General features: G+C 62.3%; 13 protein-coding genes. 2 read left to right on the top strand and 11 right to left on the bottom strand.

Features of this window, described 5'->3' with window-relative positions; genetic code table 11:
• Positions 1–26: 26 nt before the first annotated feature.
• The 8 genes from AC1DN9_RS25320 to AC1DN9_RS25285 all read right to left on the bottom strand — a co-directional run bounded on the left by AC1DN9_RS25320 (position 27) and on the right by AC1DN9_RS25285 (position 8,723).
• The gene (locus AC1DN9_RS25320; protein WP_478104599.1) at positions 27–1,187 is read right to left on the bottom strand and encodes a fumarylacetoacetate hydrolase family protein; all 1,161 of its coding nucleotides are present in this window, start codon (positions 1,185–1,187) and stop codon (positions 27–29) included.
• Positions 1,188–1,223: 36 nt separating this feature from the next.
• Positions 1,224–1,865 (bottom strand): ThuA domain-containing protein, encoded by a 642-nt coding sequence (locus tag AC1DN9_RS25315; protein WP_478104598.1) that lies wholly within the window; start codon positions 1,863–1,865, stop codon positions 1,224–1,226.
• A gap of 30 nt (positions 1,866–1,895) precedes the next feature.
• Positions 1,896–2,993: a Gfo/Idh/MocA family protein gene (locus AC1DN9_RS25310; protein ID WP_478104596.1), complete on the bottom strand. Its 1,098-nt coding sequence runs from the start codon at positions 2,991–2,993 to the stop codon at positions 1,896–1,898.
• Positions 2,994–3,015: 22 nt separating this feature from the next.
• On the bottom strand, positions 3,016–4,497 hold the full coding sequence (locus tag AC1DN9_RS25305; protein ID WP_478104595.1) for a glycoside hydrolase family 5 protein: 1,482 nt from the start codon (positions 4,495–4,497) through the stop codon (positions 3,016–3,018).
• 18 nt (positions 4,498–4,515) lie between these two features.
• Entirely contained in the window at positions 4,516–5,577 is a 1,062-nt protein-coding gene (locus AC1DN9_RS25300) for an ABC transporter ATP-binding protein (protein ID WP_478104594.1), read from the bottom strand.
• A 9-nt stretch (positions 5,578–5,586) separates the two neighbouring features.
• Positions 5,587–6,399: a carbohydrate ABC transporter permease gene (locus AC1DN9_RS25295; protein WP_478104592.1), complete on the bottom strand. Its 813-nt coding sequence runs from the start codon at positions 6,397–6,399 to the stop codon at positions 5,587–5,589.
• 31 nt (positions 6,400–6,430) lie between these two features.
• The gene (locus AC1DN9_RS25290) at positions 6,431–7,378 is read right to left on the bottom strand and encodes a carbohydrate ABC transporter permease (RefSeq protein ID WP_478104591.1); all 948 of its coding nucleotides are present in this window, start codon (positions 7,376–7,378) and stop codon (positions 6,431–6,433) included.
• 64 nt (positions 7,379–7,442) lie between these two features.
• On the bottom strand, positions 7,443–8,723 hold the full coding sequence (locus tag AC1DN9_RS25285; RefSeq protein WP_478104590.1) for an ABC transporter substrate-binding protein: 1,281 nt from the start codon (positions 8,721–8,723) through the stop codon (positions 7,443–7,445).
• A gap of 227 nt (positions 8,724–8,950) precedes the next feature.
• Here AC1DN9_RS25285 and AC1DN9_RS25280 point away from each other — a divergent pair, with 227 nt between their 5' ends.
• The gene (locus AC1DN9_RS25280; protein ID WP_478104588.1) at positions 8,951–10,177 is read left to right on the top strand and encodes an ROK family protein; all 1,227 of its coding nucleotides are present in this window, start codon (positions 8,951–8,953) and stop codon (positions 10,175–10,177) included.
• A gap of 21 nt (positions 10,178–10,198) precedes the next feature.
• On the opposite strand, the gene AC1DN9_RS25275 is transcribed toward AC1DN9_RS25280, so the two are convergent.
• From AC1DN9_RS25275 to AC1DN9_RS25265, 3 genes are all read right to left on the bottom strand, one after another.
• Positions 10,199–11,182: an aldo/keto reductase gene (locus tag AC1DN9_RS25275; protein WP_478104587.1), complete on the bottom strand. Its 984-nt coding sequence runs from the start codon at positions 11,180–11,182 to the stop codon at positions 10,199–10,201.
• Positions 11,179–11,664: a (R)-mandelonitrile lyase gene (locus tag AC1DN9_RS25270; RefSeq protein ID WP_478104586.1), complete on the bottom strand. Its 486-nt coding sequence runs from the start codon at positions 11,662–11,664 to the stop codon at positions 11,179–11,181. The genes AC1DN9_RS25275 and AC1DN9_RS25270 overlap by 4 nt, the downstream gene beginning before the upstream one ends.
• A 113-nt stretch (positions 11,665–11,777) precedes the next feature.
• Entirely contained in the window at positions 11,778–12,821 is a 1,044-nt protein-coding gene (locus AC1DN9_RS25265) for an AraC family transcriptional regulator (RefSeq protein ID WP_478104583.1), read from the bottom strand.
• A 124-nt stretch (positions 12,822–12,945) separates the two neighbouring features.
• Between AC1DN9_RS25265 and AC1DN9_RS25260 the strand changes: the two genes are divergently transcribed.
• The gene (locus AC1DN9_RS25260; protein ID WP_478104581.1) at positions 12,946–13,857 is read left to right on the top strand and encodes a TauD/TfdA dioxygenase family protein; all 912 of its coding nucleotides are present in this window, start codon (positions 12,946–12,948) and stop codon (positions 13,855–13,857) included.
• Positions 13,858–14,030: the final 173 nt, after the last annotated feature.

The following is a 14,030-nucleotide window of genomic DNA, read 5'->3' as shown; positions in this document are numbered from 1 at the left end:
TCCTTTTTGTTGATTCGGGTCGTGCCTCAGGAAACGGCAATGCCGCGGGAGGACAGATTCCGGTAAAGCGCCCGGACCCCGAAGGTCCAGGGCGCGATGGCGTCGGAGCGTTGCACGTGATTGATCAACGCGCCCAGCGACGGCGTGGAGATCGTCACGCGGTCCCCGAGGCGGTGGGTGAAGCCCTTGCCCTTGGCGCCTCGGTCCTGGATGGGGGAGAACATCGTGCCGAGGAACAGGAAGAAGCCGTCCGGATACTGGTGGTGACCACCGCATGTCTGCCGCACCAGATCAGCGGGGTCGCGGCTGATCTCGGCCATGCGGCTGGATCCTTCCAGCTTGAAGCCGTCGTCCTGCCCTTCGATGGTCAGGCTCACGGTGGCCGCGCGGATCGTGTCCAGCGTGAAGTTCTCGTCGAAGAGACGCAGGAACGGTCCGATGGCGCAGGAGCCGTTGTTGTCCTTGGCCTTGCCCAGCAGCAGGGCACTGCGGCCTTCGATGTCCCGAAGATTGACATCGTTGCCCAGCGTCGCGCCGACGATTTGCGCGTGGCTGTTGACCGCCAGCACGATCTCGGGCTCAGGGTTGTTCCACGACGAACTCGGGTGCAATCCGACGTCTTCGCCGAACCCGACCGCCGACATGGGTTGCGCCTTCGAGAACACTTCGGCATCCGGGCCGATTCCGACCTCCATGTACTGCGACCAAGTGCCCTGGCGCATGAGTTCACGCTTGAGTGTTTCCGCTTCTGGCGAGCCTGGTCGAATGGCCGACAAGTCCGATCCGATGGTGCGCTGAATGTCGTCACGAATCTGCGCGGCTCTCGCGGCATCGCCGTCGGCCTGCTCCTCGATGACGCGCTCCAGCAGGCTCACGGCGAAGGTGACGCCACATGCCTTGATGGCCTGCAGGTCACATGGGGCCAGGACTCTCTCGGCGCCGGGGTCCAACCAACTGGCGGCATCGCCCAGGGGTTCACCCGGACAGGTGCGGGCGAAATCCAGAAGGTCTTCTCGCTCCAGCAGATCCGACACCGTGGGCGCCGAGCTGGTGATGTCAAAGACCTGGCCGGCGCGAACCACGACGACGCAAGGGCCGTTGACGTTGGCTTCACGCCAGACGCGGCCGACCAACAAGGCGCGAGAAACGTCAGCGGGAAGAAATGAGGAAGTGAAAGTTGATGGCATTCGAAAACTCGGAATCAGCGACAGGAACCCGTGGTGTCAGCGCGCCGCCCAGAGCATGCCGCGCTCGAAGATCGTGCGCATCTGCGGCACCTCGAACTCCTTGGCGACATGGCCGAGCGCGCTATAGAACACCCGCCCTTCTCCGTGTCGGCGTTTCCATGCCACCGGCATCACCACGCCATCGATCCATGGCGCGTGTTCGCCGGTGAACGTCGTCGTCGCCAGCACCTCGTTCGAGGGGTCGACGTGCATGTAGTACTGCTCCGAGTGGTAGTCAAAGTCGCCGATACCCTTCATCACCGGATCGTCCGGCTTGGTGATGTTGACGCGGAAGTCGATGACGTTTCCGGGATGGGCGACCCATTGACCCCCTGTCATGAACTGGTAGTCGACCGCCTCGCGAAAGGCGTCGCACATCCCGCCATGAAAGCCCGCGAGGCCGACGCCTTCGCGCACTGCACCGGTCAGGTTGGCGAGTTCGTCCTTTTCGACCTTGGCCATCGTGATGATCGGAACGATCAAGCTCAGGTCTGCGATGGCAGGGTCCGCAAAGGCCTTCGTCGACGTTTCGACACGGACCCTGAAACCGTGCGCCGCCAGCATGTCCGAGACGATCTTCGCGCCCTGCTCGGGCTCGTGCCCACTCCAGCCGCCCCACACGATCATGGCTTCACGCATTTGATTTACCTTTTCAATTCACTGAGGCGTTCAGCCCAGGGCGCCGGCCGAGAATGCGGTCGGCAAGATTTGCGGCCGCTCGGGCCGGGTCTCGATGCTCACGTGGCGGCCGAGCCGGGACGAAGTCTCGAACGCCTCCATCACTTCGAGGACATGCAGGGCCAGTTGGCCTGACGCACGGTGCGGACGGTTGGTTCGAATGGCATGCGCCATGTCGGCCACTCCGATGCTTCGATAGTTCCCGTCTCCGTAGGCATGTCCGATGGGTTGGTCAGCCCACTCCTGTCCGGCTTGGGCGAGCTGGATCGTGCCGCCGAAGTAGTTCGGATCCGGCACGATCATGCTGGCCTCGGTGCCGTAAAGCTCGATGGGTACATGGCGGTGCTTCGGCACGTCGAAGCTGGTGGCGATCGAAACGATGGCGCCTGACGCAAATTCCATGGTGCCGGCGACATGGGTGGCCACTTCAACGTCGATCCTGGTGCCCTTGAGCGGCTCGCTGGTGATGAGGCGCTCGCTGCGCACACGCGAGGTCGACCCGGAGACGCGCGCGACAGGCCCGATGAGGTTGACCAACGCCGTGATGTAGTACGGCCCCATGTCGAGCATCGGACCGCCACCCGCGGCGTAGTAGAAGGCGGGATTCGGATGCCAACGCTCGTGACCGGGACACATGAAAGTCGCCGTGCCAGCCACGGGCTGGCCGATCGCCCCTTCGTCGACAAGCTTGCGACAGGTCTGATGCGCCCCGCCCAGAAAGGTGTCAGGCGCACAACCCACGCGAAGGCCCCGCTTGTCGGCAGCTTCGAGCAGCGTTCGTGCGTGGGATGTCGTGAGAGCCAACGGCTTCTCGGAATGGACATGCTTCCCAGCGGCCAGCGCCATCAGGCCGACCTCGACGTGCGCCGCTGGAATCGTCAGGTTGACAATGATCTCGATCGCGGGGTCGCGCAACAGTTCATCGACCGAGAAAGCCTTGAGCCCGAACTGTGAAGCACGCGCCTGCGCTGCCTCTGGCTTCATGTCGGCAACGCCTCGGATATCGAGGATCGGAAACTTCGTTGCGGCTTTCAAGTAAGCCTCGCTGATGTTCCCGCAGCCGATGAAGCCAATACCTACCTTGTCCATGAATGAACTTTCAGTGAATCTGTCAGTGGGCTGAAGACGTCGGGAAGGACGAATACTTCCTCACGATGCCGGCGAGTTCATCGTTCACCTTGCACTGTTTCAGCGAGAACGAAGAGAGGACCTGATCAATCTGCGACTCCGACAAGTCCTTGAACAGACTGGCGTAGGTCCGCTGCATCAGGGCGCTCGTGTAGAAGCAAAGCACCGCCGAACTGAAGCACGTACGGTTGTAGTTCTTCGTGATGCTGTCGTCGCCGATGACCTCGTAGATCTGCTCCGCCAACCTTGCGGTTTCCTGCTTGACGGGCGTCGGAGGCATCCACGCCATCCAGTCGTCAGCGCCCAACTGCTCCTTCTTCCTGATGAAGTCCCCGACCCGCTGCCTGTACTCCGACTCGGGGTCGAGAGTGACCAGGCCCATGACGCCGACGTCCTTGTAGGTCCAGGTGGTCCAATGCGCGCCATGGCGCTCGAAGATGCCGATCTGGTCGTCCATGGCACGAAGGCGGTCCGGCACGCCCTCCGGCCCTCCGTTGTAGACCGACCCGAACTCTCCGACCCACAAGGGGACGCCGTGCTTCTTCGTGAACACGGTCCCTTCGTGACTCTGGAACACGGCCTCTTGCTTCGCCAGGTCCCAGTGCTCCGGGCCATCGCTTCGAAGGGGTCCCGCGTTGATCGTTCCGGGATACTGACCTGGACCGAAGCCCGCGATGGTGTAGTTGTGGCTGCTGTAGACAAGGTTCTCCGCGAACGGCGCTTCCAGCCCAGCGAACAGGTAGGAATATCGATCGCCTTCCAGAAAAATGATGTGCTTGGGATCGATCTCCCTCACTGCGGCAACGGCCCGTCGATAGACGACGTTCATCAGATCCCAGTCCGGACGATAGTTCTTCTGGACATTCCAGGGCACGTCGCCAAACTGGTTGTTCACGCAAGGCTCGTTCATCAGGTTGAATCCCGCGACGACGGCTTCATCCTTGTATCGCCTGGCGATCTCCTTCCACAGGGCAATGAACCTGTCCTGGTAGTGCGGGTTGTGCCAGAACAGGCTGTGCCTGTTGGCGTTGTCCGAATGCCAATGCACGTTCTGCCAACCCTGAACAGCGTGAAGGTCGAGGATGGCGTAGAGGCCGTGCTTCTCGCACCACCGGAGCACCTGCGTCAGTCGCTGGAAGCCAGCCTCCTTGTAGGCGAAGGATTGATGGTCGTCTTCGAAATGCCTGTAGTTCAGGGGGAGCCTGACAACCGTGGTGCCAAGGCTCTTGAGGTATTCGATGTCCGCCTCATTGAAGAAGTGGTCGTGAAATCGCTCGAAGAAGAATTCGGCCTTCGATTTCCCCAGAACCTCGGCCATCTCGACGCGTAGCGTGTGCTCCGCGCCGGAGAACCCATTGATGAAGTCCTCCATGTTCATCCAGCCGCCGACACAAGTACCCCTGAGCCGCACGCTCTTGCCTCGCGCGTCGACGATCTGGTTGGCCTTTACGCTTAGAAAATCCATTGCCCTGCTCCTGTTGCATCAATTGATTCGTTGCTCGGTCGCCGCGTCGAACAGATGCGCGTGTTCGCTCTGTGCGGCGATCCGGATGACTTCGCCGGGGCCCGCGGTGATGCGCTCGCGGAAGACCGCGGTGATCGCCTGTCCACCAAGCTGTGCCATCACCTGGGTCTCGGAGCCGGTCGGCTCGACCACCTCCACAGTGATCGGGAAACCTGCGCTGTCGAGCGCAAAGTGCTCGGGCCGGATGCCGTAGACCGCCGGCAGTCCCGGCGTCGCTGTCGGTGCATTCGAGAAAGGCAAGGTCAGGCCGCCGGACCCATCGACCACAAAGCCCTCTCGCTCCACCTTGCCCTTGATGAGGTTCATCGCAGGACTGCCGATGAAGCCGGCAACGAACAAGTTGCTCGGACGGTCGTACAAGTCCAGTGGGGCGCCCACCTGCTCCACGACACCGTCGTGCAAGACCACGATCTTGTCGGCCATGGTCATCGCCTCGACCTGGTCGTGGGTCACGTAGACGATGGTGGTTCCCAGGCGCTGGTGCAGCGCCTTGATCTCGGTGCGCATTTGCACCCGCAGCTTGGCGTCGAGGTTGGACAGCGGCTCGTCGAACAGAAACACCTTGGGGTCGCGAACAATCGCCCGGCCCATTGCGACGCGCTGACGCTGGCCACCGGAGAGTTCCTTCGGCAGGCGACCCAGCAACGGCTCCAGACTGAGGATCTTCGCCGCACGCGCCACCTTCGGTTCAATCTCGCTCTTCTTCGCGCCGCCCATCTTGAGCGAGAAGGCCATGTTCTGCTCGACCGTCATGTGCGGATAGAGCGCGTAGCTCTGGAACACCATCGCGATGTCGCGTTCCTTCGGTGCGACATCGTTGACCACCTTCTCGCCGATGCGGATCTCGCCACCCGAAATATCCTCGAGCCCGGCAATCATCCGCAGCAACGTCGACTTTCCGCAGCCCGAGGGGCCGACGAGGATCACGAACTCGCCGTCATCGATTTCGACATCGACGCCGCGGATGACGGACACCGGGCCATAGTCCTTCTGGACTTTTCTGATACTGACCGAAGACATGATTGATCCTTATCCTTTGACAGAGCCGGACGTCAGGCCGGCCACGATGTGCTTTTGCGCGGCAAAGAACATGATCACGGCGGGAAGAATCGTGAGCGTGATGAATGCCAGCACAAGGTTCCAGTCGGTCGAGTACTCGCCCTGGTACGCCATGATTCCGAGAGGCCACGTATAGAGCGTCTCGCGGTTGAAGACCACCAAGGGCAGCAGGTAGGAGTTCCAGCTGTGCACGAAGACGATCACCGACACCGTCGCGAGGATGGGCCTCGACAGGGGCAGCACGATGTGCCAGAAAAACCTGAAGTAGCCGCACCCGTCAATCAATGCCGCCTCGAACAATTCCGCCGGCAGTTGCTTGAAGTAGTTGCGGAACAGCAGGATGCTGGACGCCAGTCCGAAAGCAACCTGGGGCAAGACGACGCCCCAGTAGTTGTCGAGCAGGCCCAGGTCCCGGATCTGGATGAACAGCGGCAGGATCGCGGTCGCCGCGGGGAACATCAATCCGAGAAGGAGGTAGTTGACGAGGAAGGTCGAGCCGAAGAACTGGATGTGCACGAACACGAAGGCCGCCATCGCCGAGACCATGACCGTCAAGATGACTGTCAGCACCGCGATCACCGCGGAGTTACCCATCAGTTGCCAGTAGCGACTCCCGCCCAGGATGTCCCAGTAGTTTCGCCACTCCCATTGCGCCGGAAACCCGAAGGGATTGACGCGCAGGTCGCCGAGGGTCTTGAATCCGCCCAGGACGGTGGCGATCAGTGGGATCAGCACCAGGCCGGCGACGAGGAACAGCGCTGCGTAGCGAACGACCGGCGACATGGACGCAGACTTCGGCGCGGATGAATCGTGACTAGTCATGGCGCATCAGAACCCGCTTGTAGCCAAAGGCGAAGACCACGCAGATCAGGAACAGGACAACGCCGACGGCACTGCCGAATCCGATCTCCATGCGCGTGACACCGTAGTTGTAGAGGAAGGTCACCATGGTCTGCGTGCTGTCGGACGGGCCACCCTTCGTCAGCGGCATGATGAGATCGAACAACTGGATCGACCCGAGGATCGCGAAGAACACCGACAGCCTGATCGTCGAACCAAGCAACGGAACCGTGATTCGGCTGAAGATTTGCCAGCGTGACGCGCCGTCGATGCGTGCGGCCTCGTAAAGGCTGCGATCGATCTGCTGCAATCCGGCGATGTAGAGGATCATGTGGAAGCCGAAGTACTTCCAGATCACGACAACCATGATGGCGTACATGGCGAGGTCGGGCTCGGACAGCACGTAAGGCGCCGTCGCTCCGAACGACTCCCAGATCTTGGCCAGCAAGCCGTAGTCGCCGTCGTAGACAAAGCGCCAGATCAGGCCGGCCGCGATCTCCGCCAGGATGTACGGCAGGAAGAAGATCAACCTGAACGTGGTCGTGCCGCGCACCCGATCGGCGAGCAATACCGCCATCGCCAGCGCCAATGGCAACTGCACGGCCAAGGACCCCACGATGATCAGCAGGTTGTTGCCGAGGGCCGTGTGGAACGCAGGGTTCTTGAAGAGGTCCACGAAATTCCGCAAGCCGACGAAATTCGTGGGGACACCGTAGCCGTTCCAACTGAAGAAGCTGTACCAGCCGGCAGCCCCCATCGGGAAGGCGACGAACAAGGTGAACAACAAGATCGCCGGCGGCAGAAAGAACAGCACCACCGTCGTTGTGCCGCCGACTCGTTTGGATGGCTTGCGGCGCCAGGCCCGCGACCAGCCTGTCGGGGCGGCCGCCACGGCACCTGCACTGTGATCGATCGTCGTCACGATTGCTCCTTCCCTGTCTACGCGTATCGAGTGCCGGCGCCTGAGTCGCGGTCGTGTGGATCGATCAGTTGGTGCTGTTGGCGCGCTGCCAGGCGGCTTGCACGGCAGCCGCTGCATCTGCCGGCTTCATCTTCCCCGTGGCGAGGTCGACCGACACGTCATTGACGACCGCACCGACCGACGGGCCAAGCATCTGGTCGTAATAGATCTGGTGGTAATGGGACTTCGCGACGTTGTCTGCCAATTGGCGAAGAATGGGGTTGGCGATGGCATCCTGCGTTCCAGTCACCACGGGGATGTAGGAGCCGCGTTCAGCCGGCACCCGCTGATTCTTTGCCTCCGAGAAGAAGCGCAGGAATTCGACGGCCTCCTTCGGAGAGCCCTTGGTGACAAGCCAGCCGTTCATTCCACCCAACGTGTCGCTCGGGTCGCCCTTGCCTCCCGCAACGACCGGGAACGGAAACCATCCCAGCTTGTCCTCGGGAATGCCGAGCTTGTTTGCAGAGTTCGCCTTCATCGAGCCGAGCATCGCGTTCAGCATCAGGACCATGGCACCCTTGCCGTCGCCGAACTGACCGGACGACTGCGGAAAAGTGCTGCCGAGGTAGCCCGGCTGAAAGGGCTTCAGATCCGTGAGTTGCTGGAACAACGTGCCCGCCTGCACGAAGGTATCGCTCGCAAAGCCCTTGCCCTCGCCTTGCATGGCAGCGTCGAACGCGCCCTTGCCTCCGAGTCGCAGGGCGAGATGCGACCAATAGAAATGCAGCGGCCACTTGTCCCCGCCGCCGACGATGATCGGCGTGGTTCCCGAGTCCTTGATCCTCTTCACTGCGCCGAGCAGGTCGTCCCAGGTCTTGATCGACCCTGCGTCTACACCGGCCTTTGCAAAGAGGTCCTTGTTGTAGAAAAACCCAACCTGGCCCAGCTGAAGCGGCACACCGTAGACCTTGCCGTTGACGGTATAGGCCTGCATGGCGGCTGGCATGAAGCTCTCGCGCCACTTTGCGTCCATGGGCGCCGATATGTCCTCGACGACGCCGGCCTTGATCTGATCTCTCATCGTTCCCCCACCCCAGCTGTACAGGATGTTGGGCCGATCGGGCGATTGCAGGAGCGTTGTCAGCTTCTTCTTGTATGACTCGTTCTCGAGGTACTGGATCTCGACCTTGACACCGGGGTGCGTAGATTCAAAACGGCGCGCAACGTCGTTGTAGAAGGCGCCGACGTCGGGGTTCTGGTCCACGTGGATCAGACGAACGGTCGTGTCGGCGGCAAAGACACCGGCAGAGGACAACCACATCCCCGCGGCAAGCACCGCAGAAGAAACCAACTTGATGTTTCTCATAGTGTCTCCTATTTGTTTGATGGCCAAACAAATGTGCCATCGGACAGAGGCGAGGTCACTAGGGAATACGCTGACAGTGCTAGATTTCCTGGTTGGCGTTACGCTTCCATCTGTTTCCGCCTAGCCGATGACGGCCAAGGATCGCCATGAACCATCTGAAAAATCGAAACGAGAGAGCATTGATTCGACCAGCAGCCGTAAGGCGCGCGAGCACGCCGAAAGAGCAGATGTCGTCGCCAACGCCGGTCAAGGGAGACCAGGCGCTCGTCAAGAGCATCAATCGCATCGCCCTGCTTCGCCTGCTTCGCGAGCACGCTGGCATCTCGCGCGCCGACCTGTCCGAGCGCAGCGGCTTGACGCGATCGACGGTCAGCCTGCTCACCAAGGAACTCATTGACGAAGGGTGGCTGGCCGAGGCGGACGCATTCGTGACCGGCACCGTCGGACGCCGGCCTACGCCCTTGAGCCTCGCCGGGAAGGACATGGTCTTGCTCGGCGTCGATCTTGGACCCGACGCAGTCCAGGTCGTGGCGACATCGATCCATGGGGAAATTCTCGAGGCGAGCCAGGCGGCCCTTCGATCGAAGGATCCGGACGAGGCGTGCCACCAACTCGTCGAGATGGCCACCGCCCTCTCCGCGAAGATGGCACGCGGCGGTTCGCGCCTCCTGGGCATCGGCGTCGGGCTGCATGGCCCGGTCGACAAGCGTTCGGGCATGCTGGAATTTGCGCCGAACATTGGCTGGCGCCATGTCGAGATTGGCCGCCGACTTGGCGCGGAACTCGCACAGGCAGGTCTGGCAGACGTCCCGGTCTACTATCACAACGAAGCCGACCTGGCCGCGGTCGGCGAGACCGAGTTTTGTGAGCGACCGGTCGACGATCCCCTGGTCTACGTCAGCTGCGGCGTTGGCGTCGGCGCAGGCATCATCCTCAACCACGCGCTGTTCACGGGCGCCAGCGGTTCGGCAGGCGAAATCGGCCATACGACCCTTGTGATCGATGGACAGCCCTGCTCATGCGGTCGTCTCGGTTGCGCAGAGGCTTACATCGGGCTCAAGGCCGTCGCAGCAGCAGCAGGCTGCTTTCAGGACGACGCCATTGACCGGCGTGCGCTGCGTGCGCGCATGAGCACCCGCGATCCGGCCACACGGGCCGCTTTCGCGCGAGCTGGCACCTATCTTGGTGTGCTGCTCCAGAACGCCTGGACGACCTTCAACCCGCAGGTGATCGTCCTGGGCGGGGAGACGGTGACCCTCGGCGGTGACACGCTGCTCGATGCGGCCACCGAGGTGCTTTCCCGATACGCTCTAAGGGCCGGCCTGACGGCCCCGCTGGTGAAGACGGCGCGGTACTCCGACCTGGCAACCGCCGTTGGCGGTGCTGCTTATGTCCTGCATGCGATGCTCAATCCTCACCAGGCCGCTCTGCATTCGCATTACGTTGCAAATTAGTTTGATCATCGCATCAATTACTCATCGGCCGACAAGCTTCTGCCGGTCAGCCGAGTAACGGGCACCCTGGACCGGGACCGTCGACACTGCCGCCTCGATCTCCGTCAGATCTTCCGGCGACAAGACAACCGATGCGGCGCCTGTGTTTTCTTCGAGGCGCTGAAGCTTGGTCGTGCCGGGGATAGGCACGATCCACGGCTTTTGAGCGAGCAACCATGCGAGCGCAAGCTGGGCAGGCGTGACCTGCTTGCGCGATGCGATGCCGGCCAGGACGTCGACCAGCGCACGGTTCGCCTGGCGCGCCTCCGGCGCAAAGCGCGGCACCGTGTTGCGAAAGTCGTTCGCGCTGAACGACGTCTGCGCGTCGATCGCGCCGGTGAGGAATCCCTTTCCAAGCGGGCTGAACGGTACAAAGCCGATGCCCAGTTCCTCGAGCACCGGGAGAATCTCCTTCTCGGGCTCGCGCCACCACAACGAATACTCGCTTTGGAGCGCAGCGACAGGCTGCACGGCGTGCGCACGGCGGATGCTGTCGACGCCGGCTTCCGAGAGACCGAAGTGCTTCACCTTGCCCTCACGGATCAGGTCCTTCACGGTTCCGGCGACCTCTTCAATGGCGACCTGCGGATCGACGCGGTGCTGGTAGAACAGATCGATGCGGTCCGTCCGAAGCCGCTTCAACGCTTCGTCGGCAACGTGCCGGATGCGTTCCGGCCGGCTGTCGAGGCCCTTGCCGGTCTCGCCGTCGCGAAAGCCGAACTTGGTCGCGATCACGACCTTGTCGCGCATCGGCTGCAGCGCTTCGCCGACCACACCTTCGTTGATGAAGGGGCCGTAGGCCTCCGCCGTGTCGAAGAACGTGATCCCGCGATCGAAGGCGGCGTGGATGAGCTTGACGGCGTCCGCCGTATCGGTGGCAGGACCGTAGCCGTAGCTCAGGCCCATGCATCCGAGGCCGAGGGCGGAGACCTCCAGGCCACTATTTCCGAGTTGCCGATGCTTCATGACTGGCTCCCGTACTGCGTGTCACTGACTTGCTCGAGCCAGTCGACCGCCTTGCCGTCCGACAACTCGGTGATGGCCATGTGCGTCATGGCGGTGGTCGGCGATGCGCCATGCCAATGCTTCTGGCCCGGCGGAATCCAGACCACGTCGCCGGGCCGGATTTCCTGCACCGGATCGCCCCAGCGTTGAACGCGCCCCGCCCCTGCGGTCACGACCAGCGTCTGGCCCACAGGATGGGTATGCCAGGCCGTCCGAGCGCCAGGCTCGAAGGTCACGTAGGAGCCGGTGGCGTGGGTCGGTCCGTTCGGCTTTGGAAACAGCGGGTCGACCCGGACTGTTCCCGTGAAATAGTCGGCCGGCCCTTTGCCAGAGGCCTGGGAACCATTGCGTGCGATTTGCAGGGCGTTTTCGCTCTGCTCGTTCTGCGCGACTGCCGAAGCAGCCATCGAAAGGGAAATGGCAGTCATTGCGAGGGATTTCATGAAACGGACTTTAGGCCGCGAACATGGCGGCGACTAGACCGTGCAACCTTGAAAGACTGGCAAGCCGCTGTTGATAGTCCGCTGCGCGGTCTCCCGGCCGGTCCCAGGCGTCCCTATCGCACTGAGGGCGGGGATGCTGCTTGTTGGCGGAGGGCGCCGCGTGCGGCCCTGCTTTCCTTGGCGCTGCAACCGAATTGCGCCTGGTACCAGCGCGAAAGTGCGCTCGGCGCGGAAAAGCCGAGCAGCATCGCGACTTCGGTCAACGGCCGATCGCTCTCGAGAACGTGACGCTTGGCAAGCTCCTTGCGGATCTCGTTGACCATCGATGAGAAGTTCTCGTCCTGCTCCGTCAGCCGGCGCTGAAGCGTGCGGCAAACGACGCCCAGATGCTCGGCCACCTGCTCGATGGTGCAACGTCCGCTGGGCAGAAGCAGCAGGATCGTGCGCCGCACGTCGCTGAGCATGGCGGCCTCCTGCTGCTTGGCCGATGCATCCAGCAACTGCTGCGCGTAGCGCACCATCGCCGGATCGGCCGACGGGTTGCGCGTGTCGAGATCAGCCTTCGCGCAGACGATGCAGTTGTAGTCGTAGTCGAACTCGACGTGCCGACCAAACACCCGCAGATGCGCACTCAGGTCGCGCGGTGCCGAATGTTCAAAGCAAACGCGTCGCGGGTGCCAACCGGCACCGAGGATCTGGCGCATCAACCGCACCATCACGCCGAGCGCCATTTCAATTCTTTGACGGGTGGACTGGTGCGCATTGCCAGCCTTCAACTCCTCGCGAATCACGACCAGACCTTCGCCTTCCTCGATCATGAGCGACAGCGAACCATTGAGCACCGTCTGGTAGCGAATCAGCACATCGAGCGAGTCGCGCAAGGTCGCCTGGTCGCGGATCAGCATTCCGACCGCGCCAAGGTTCGACAACTGGCGTGACTCGGCCATGCACAGACCGAAAGCTTCGTTGCCCGACGCCGTGACGGACGCCTGCAGCAGGTATCCGACGCGCTCGACCGGGATCAGGAGGTCCGGCTCGCGCAGAATGCTCGGACTGAGCCCTGCTTGGGAAAGCATCCGGTCAGGGTCCAGCCCCCCGGCACGGGCGACCTCGCTGTAGTTGGTGAGGCTCGCAGCACGGACCAGTGACGACGACATCGAAACACTCGGTGGGATTTGGCACCAAAGGATAAGTGGCTGTCATGCAATGTCAAGCGGGAGATTGCCGGCGCAACCACACTCCGAAGCATCAACGGCCATTCGACCAACGGAGACAAGCTTCATGATTCAAGAATTCGAAACGGCGCCCGCCGTGGTCCGCGCGACGTCTCTAGGCAACTCGATCCACGTCGAGCCGCTCACTTGCACGATCGGCGCCGAGCTTGGCAACGTCAACCTGGGCGCGGCCGCAGAGGACGACTCGCTGATGGCGGAGATCCGTGCGCTGCTCCTGAAGCACCGTGTCATCTTCTTTCGCGACCAGGACATCACGCGGGCCGAGCACGTCGCCTTTGCGCGTCGCTTCGGCGAACTGGAGGATCACCCGGTGGTGGGCAGCCATCCCGACTATCAGGGGTTGGTCCAGATCTACAAGACGCCGGACAGTCCGCCCGAACGCAACGAGAACTCCTGGCACACCGACGCCACCTGGCGCGACAGGCCGCCCCTTGGCTGTGTGCTGCGCTGCGTCGAATGTCCCCCCGTGGGTGGCGACACGATGTGGGTCAACATGGTCGAGGCCTATCGGCAGTTGCCCGAGGACATCAAGGCAAAGATCGAGCCGCTGCGCGCACGCCACAGCATCGAGGCCAGCTTCGGGGCTGTGATGCCGATCGAGAAGCGCCATGCGCTCAAGGCCCAGTACCCGGACGCCGAACACCCCGTGGTCCGCACCCATCCCGAGACCGGTGAGAAGGTGCTTTTCGTGAACGGCAGCTTCACGACGCATTTCACCAATTTCAATACGCCCGACAACGTGCGTTTCGGGCAGGACAAGGCGCCGGGCGCCAGCCACCTGCTCAACTACCTCGTCAGCCAGGCCTGCATCCCCGAGTACCAGGTCCGCTTCCGCTGGAAGAAGAACAGCGTCGCGTTCTGGGACAACCGCTCCACCCAGCACTACGCGGTGATGGACTACCCGCCTTGCCACCGCAAGATGGAACGCACGGCAATCATCGGCGACGTGCCGTACTGAGCGTCGTGGCGCTTGTCGCCACCTGGGTTTCGCCATTCATTCATCAAGCCGGCCGACGCTGCCTCAGCGTCGGCCGTTGCACTTCTTCGTCCCGATGAACAGATGACGGGACCTTCGATGGTCCTGTCATGAAAAGAAAAGTGCAAGGCACGCAACGTAAAGCGGGAACAAGT

It is taken from the genome of Variovorax sp. 05L425, from assembly GCF_056397705.1.
Note: the sequence above shows the minus strand (reverse complement) of the source record. Positions and strands in the feature narration are given on the sequence as shown.

Coding starts and splice junctions, on each gene's coding strand:
- AC1DN9_RS25315 (WP_478104598.1), bottom strand. CDS start 1,865: ATGCGTGAAGCCATGATCGTGTGGGGCGGCTGGAGTGGGCACGAGCCC.
- AC1DN9_RS25275 (WP_478104587.1), bottom strand. CDS start 11,182: ATGAAGCATCGGCAACTCGGAAATAGTGGCCTGGAGGTCTCCGCCCTC.
- AC1DN9_RS25270 (WP_478104586.1), bottom strand. CDS start 11,664: ATGAAATCCCTCGCAATGACTGCCATTTCCCTTTCGATGGCTGCTTCG.
- AC1DN9_RS25295 (WP_478104592.1), bottom strand. CDS start 6,399: ATGTCGCCGGTCGTTCGCTACGCAGCGCTGTTCCTCGTCGCCGGCCTG.
- AC1DN9_RS25300 (WP_478104594.1), bottom strand. CDS start 5,577: ATGTCTTCGGTCAGTATCAGAAAAGTCCAGAAGGACTATGGCCCGGTG.
- AC1DN9_RS25285 (WP_478104590.1), bottom strand. CDS start 8,723: ATGAGAAACATCAAGTTGGTTTCTTCTGCGGTGCTTGCCGCGGGGATG.
- AC1DN9_RS25310 (WP_478104596.1), bottom strand. CDS start 2,993: ATGGACAAGGTAGGTATTGGCTTCATCGGCTGCGGGAACATCAGCGAG.
- AC1DN9_RS25305 (WP_478104595.1), bottom strand. CDS start 4,497: ATGGATTTTCTAAGCGTAAAGGCCAACCAGATCGTCGACGCGCGAGGC.
- AC1DN9_RS25260 (WP_478104581.1), top strand. CDS start 12,946: ATGATTCAAGAATTCGAAACGGCGCCCGCCGTGGTCCGCGCGACGTCT.
- AC1DN9_RS25265 (WP_478104583.1), bottom strand. CDS start 12,821: ATGTCGTCGTCACTGGTCCGTGCTGCGAGCCTCACCAACTACAGCGAG.
- AC1DN9_RS25280 (WP_478104588.1), top strand. CDS start 8,951: ATGTCGTCGCCAACGCCGGTCAAGGGAGACCAGGCGCTCGTCAAGAGC.
- AC1DN9_RS25320 (WP_478104599.1), bottom strand. CDS start 1,187: ATGCCATCAACTTTCACTTCCTCATTTCTTCCCGCTGACGTTTCTCGC.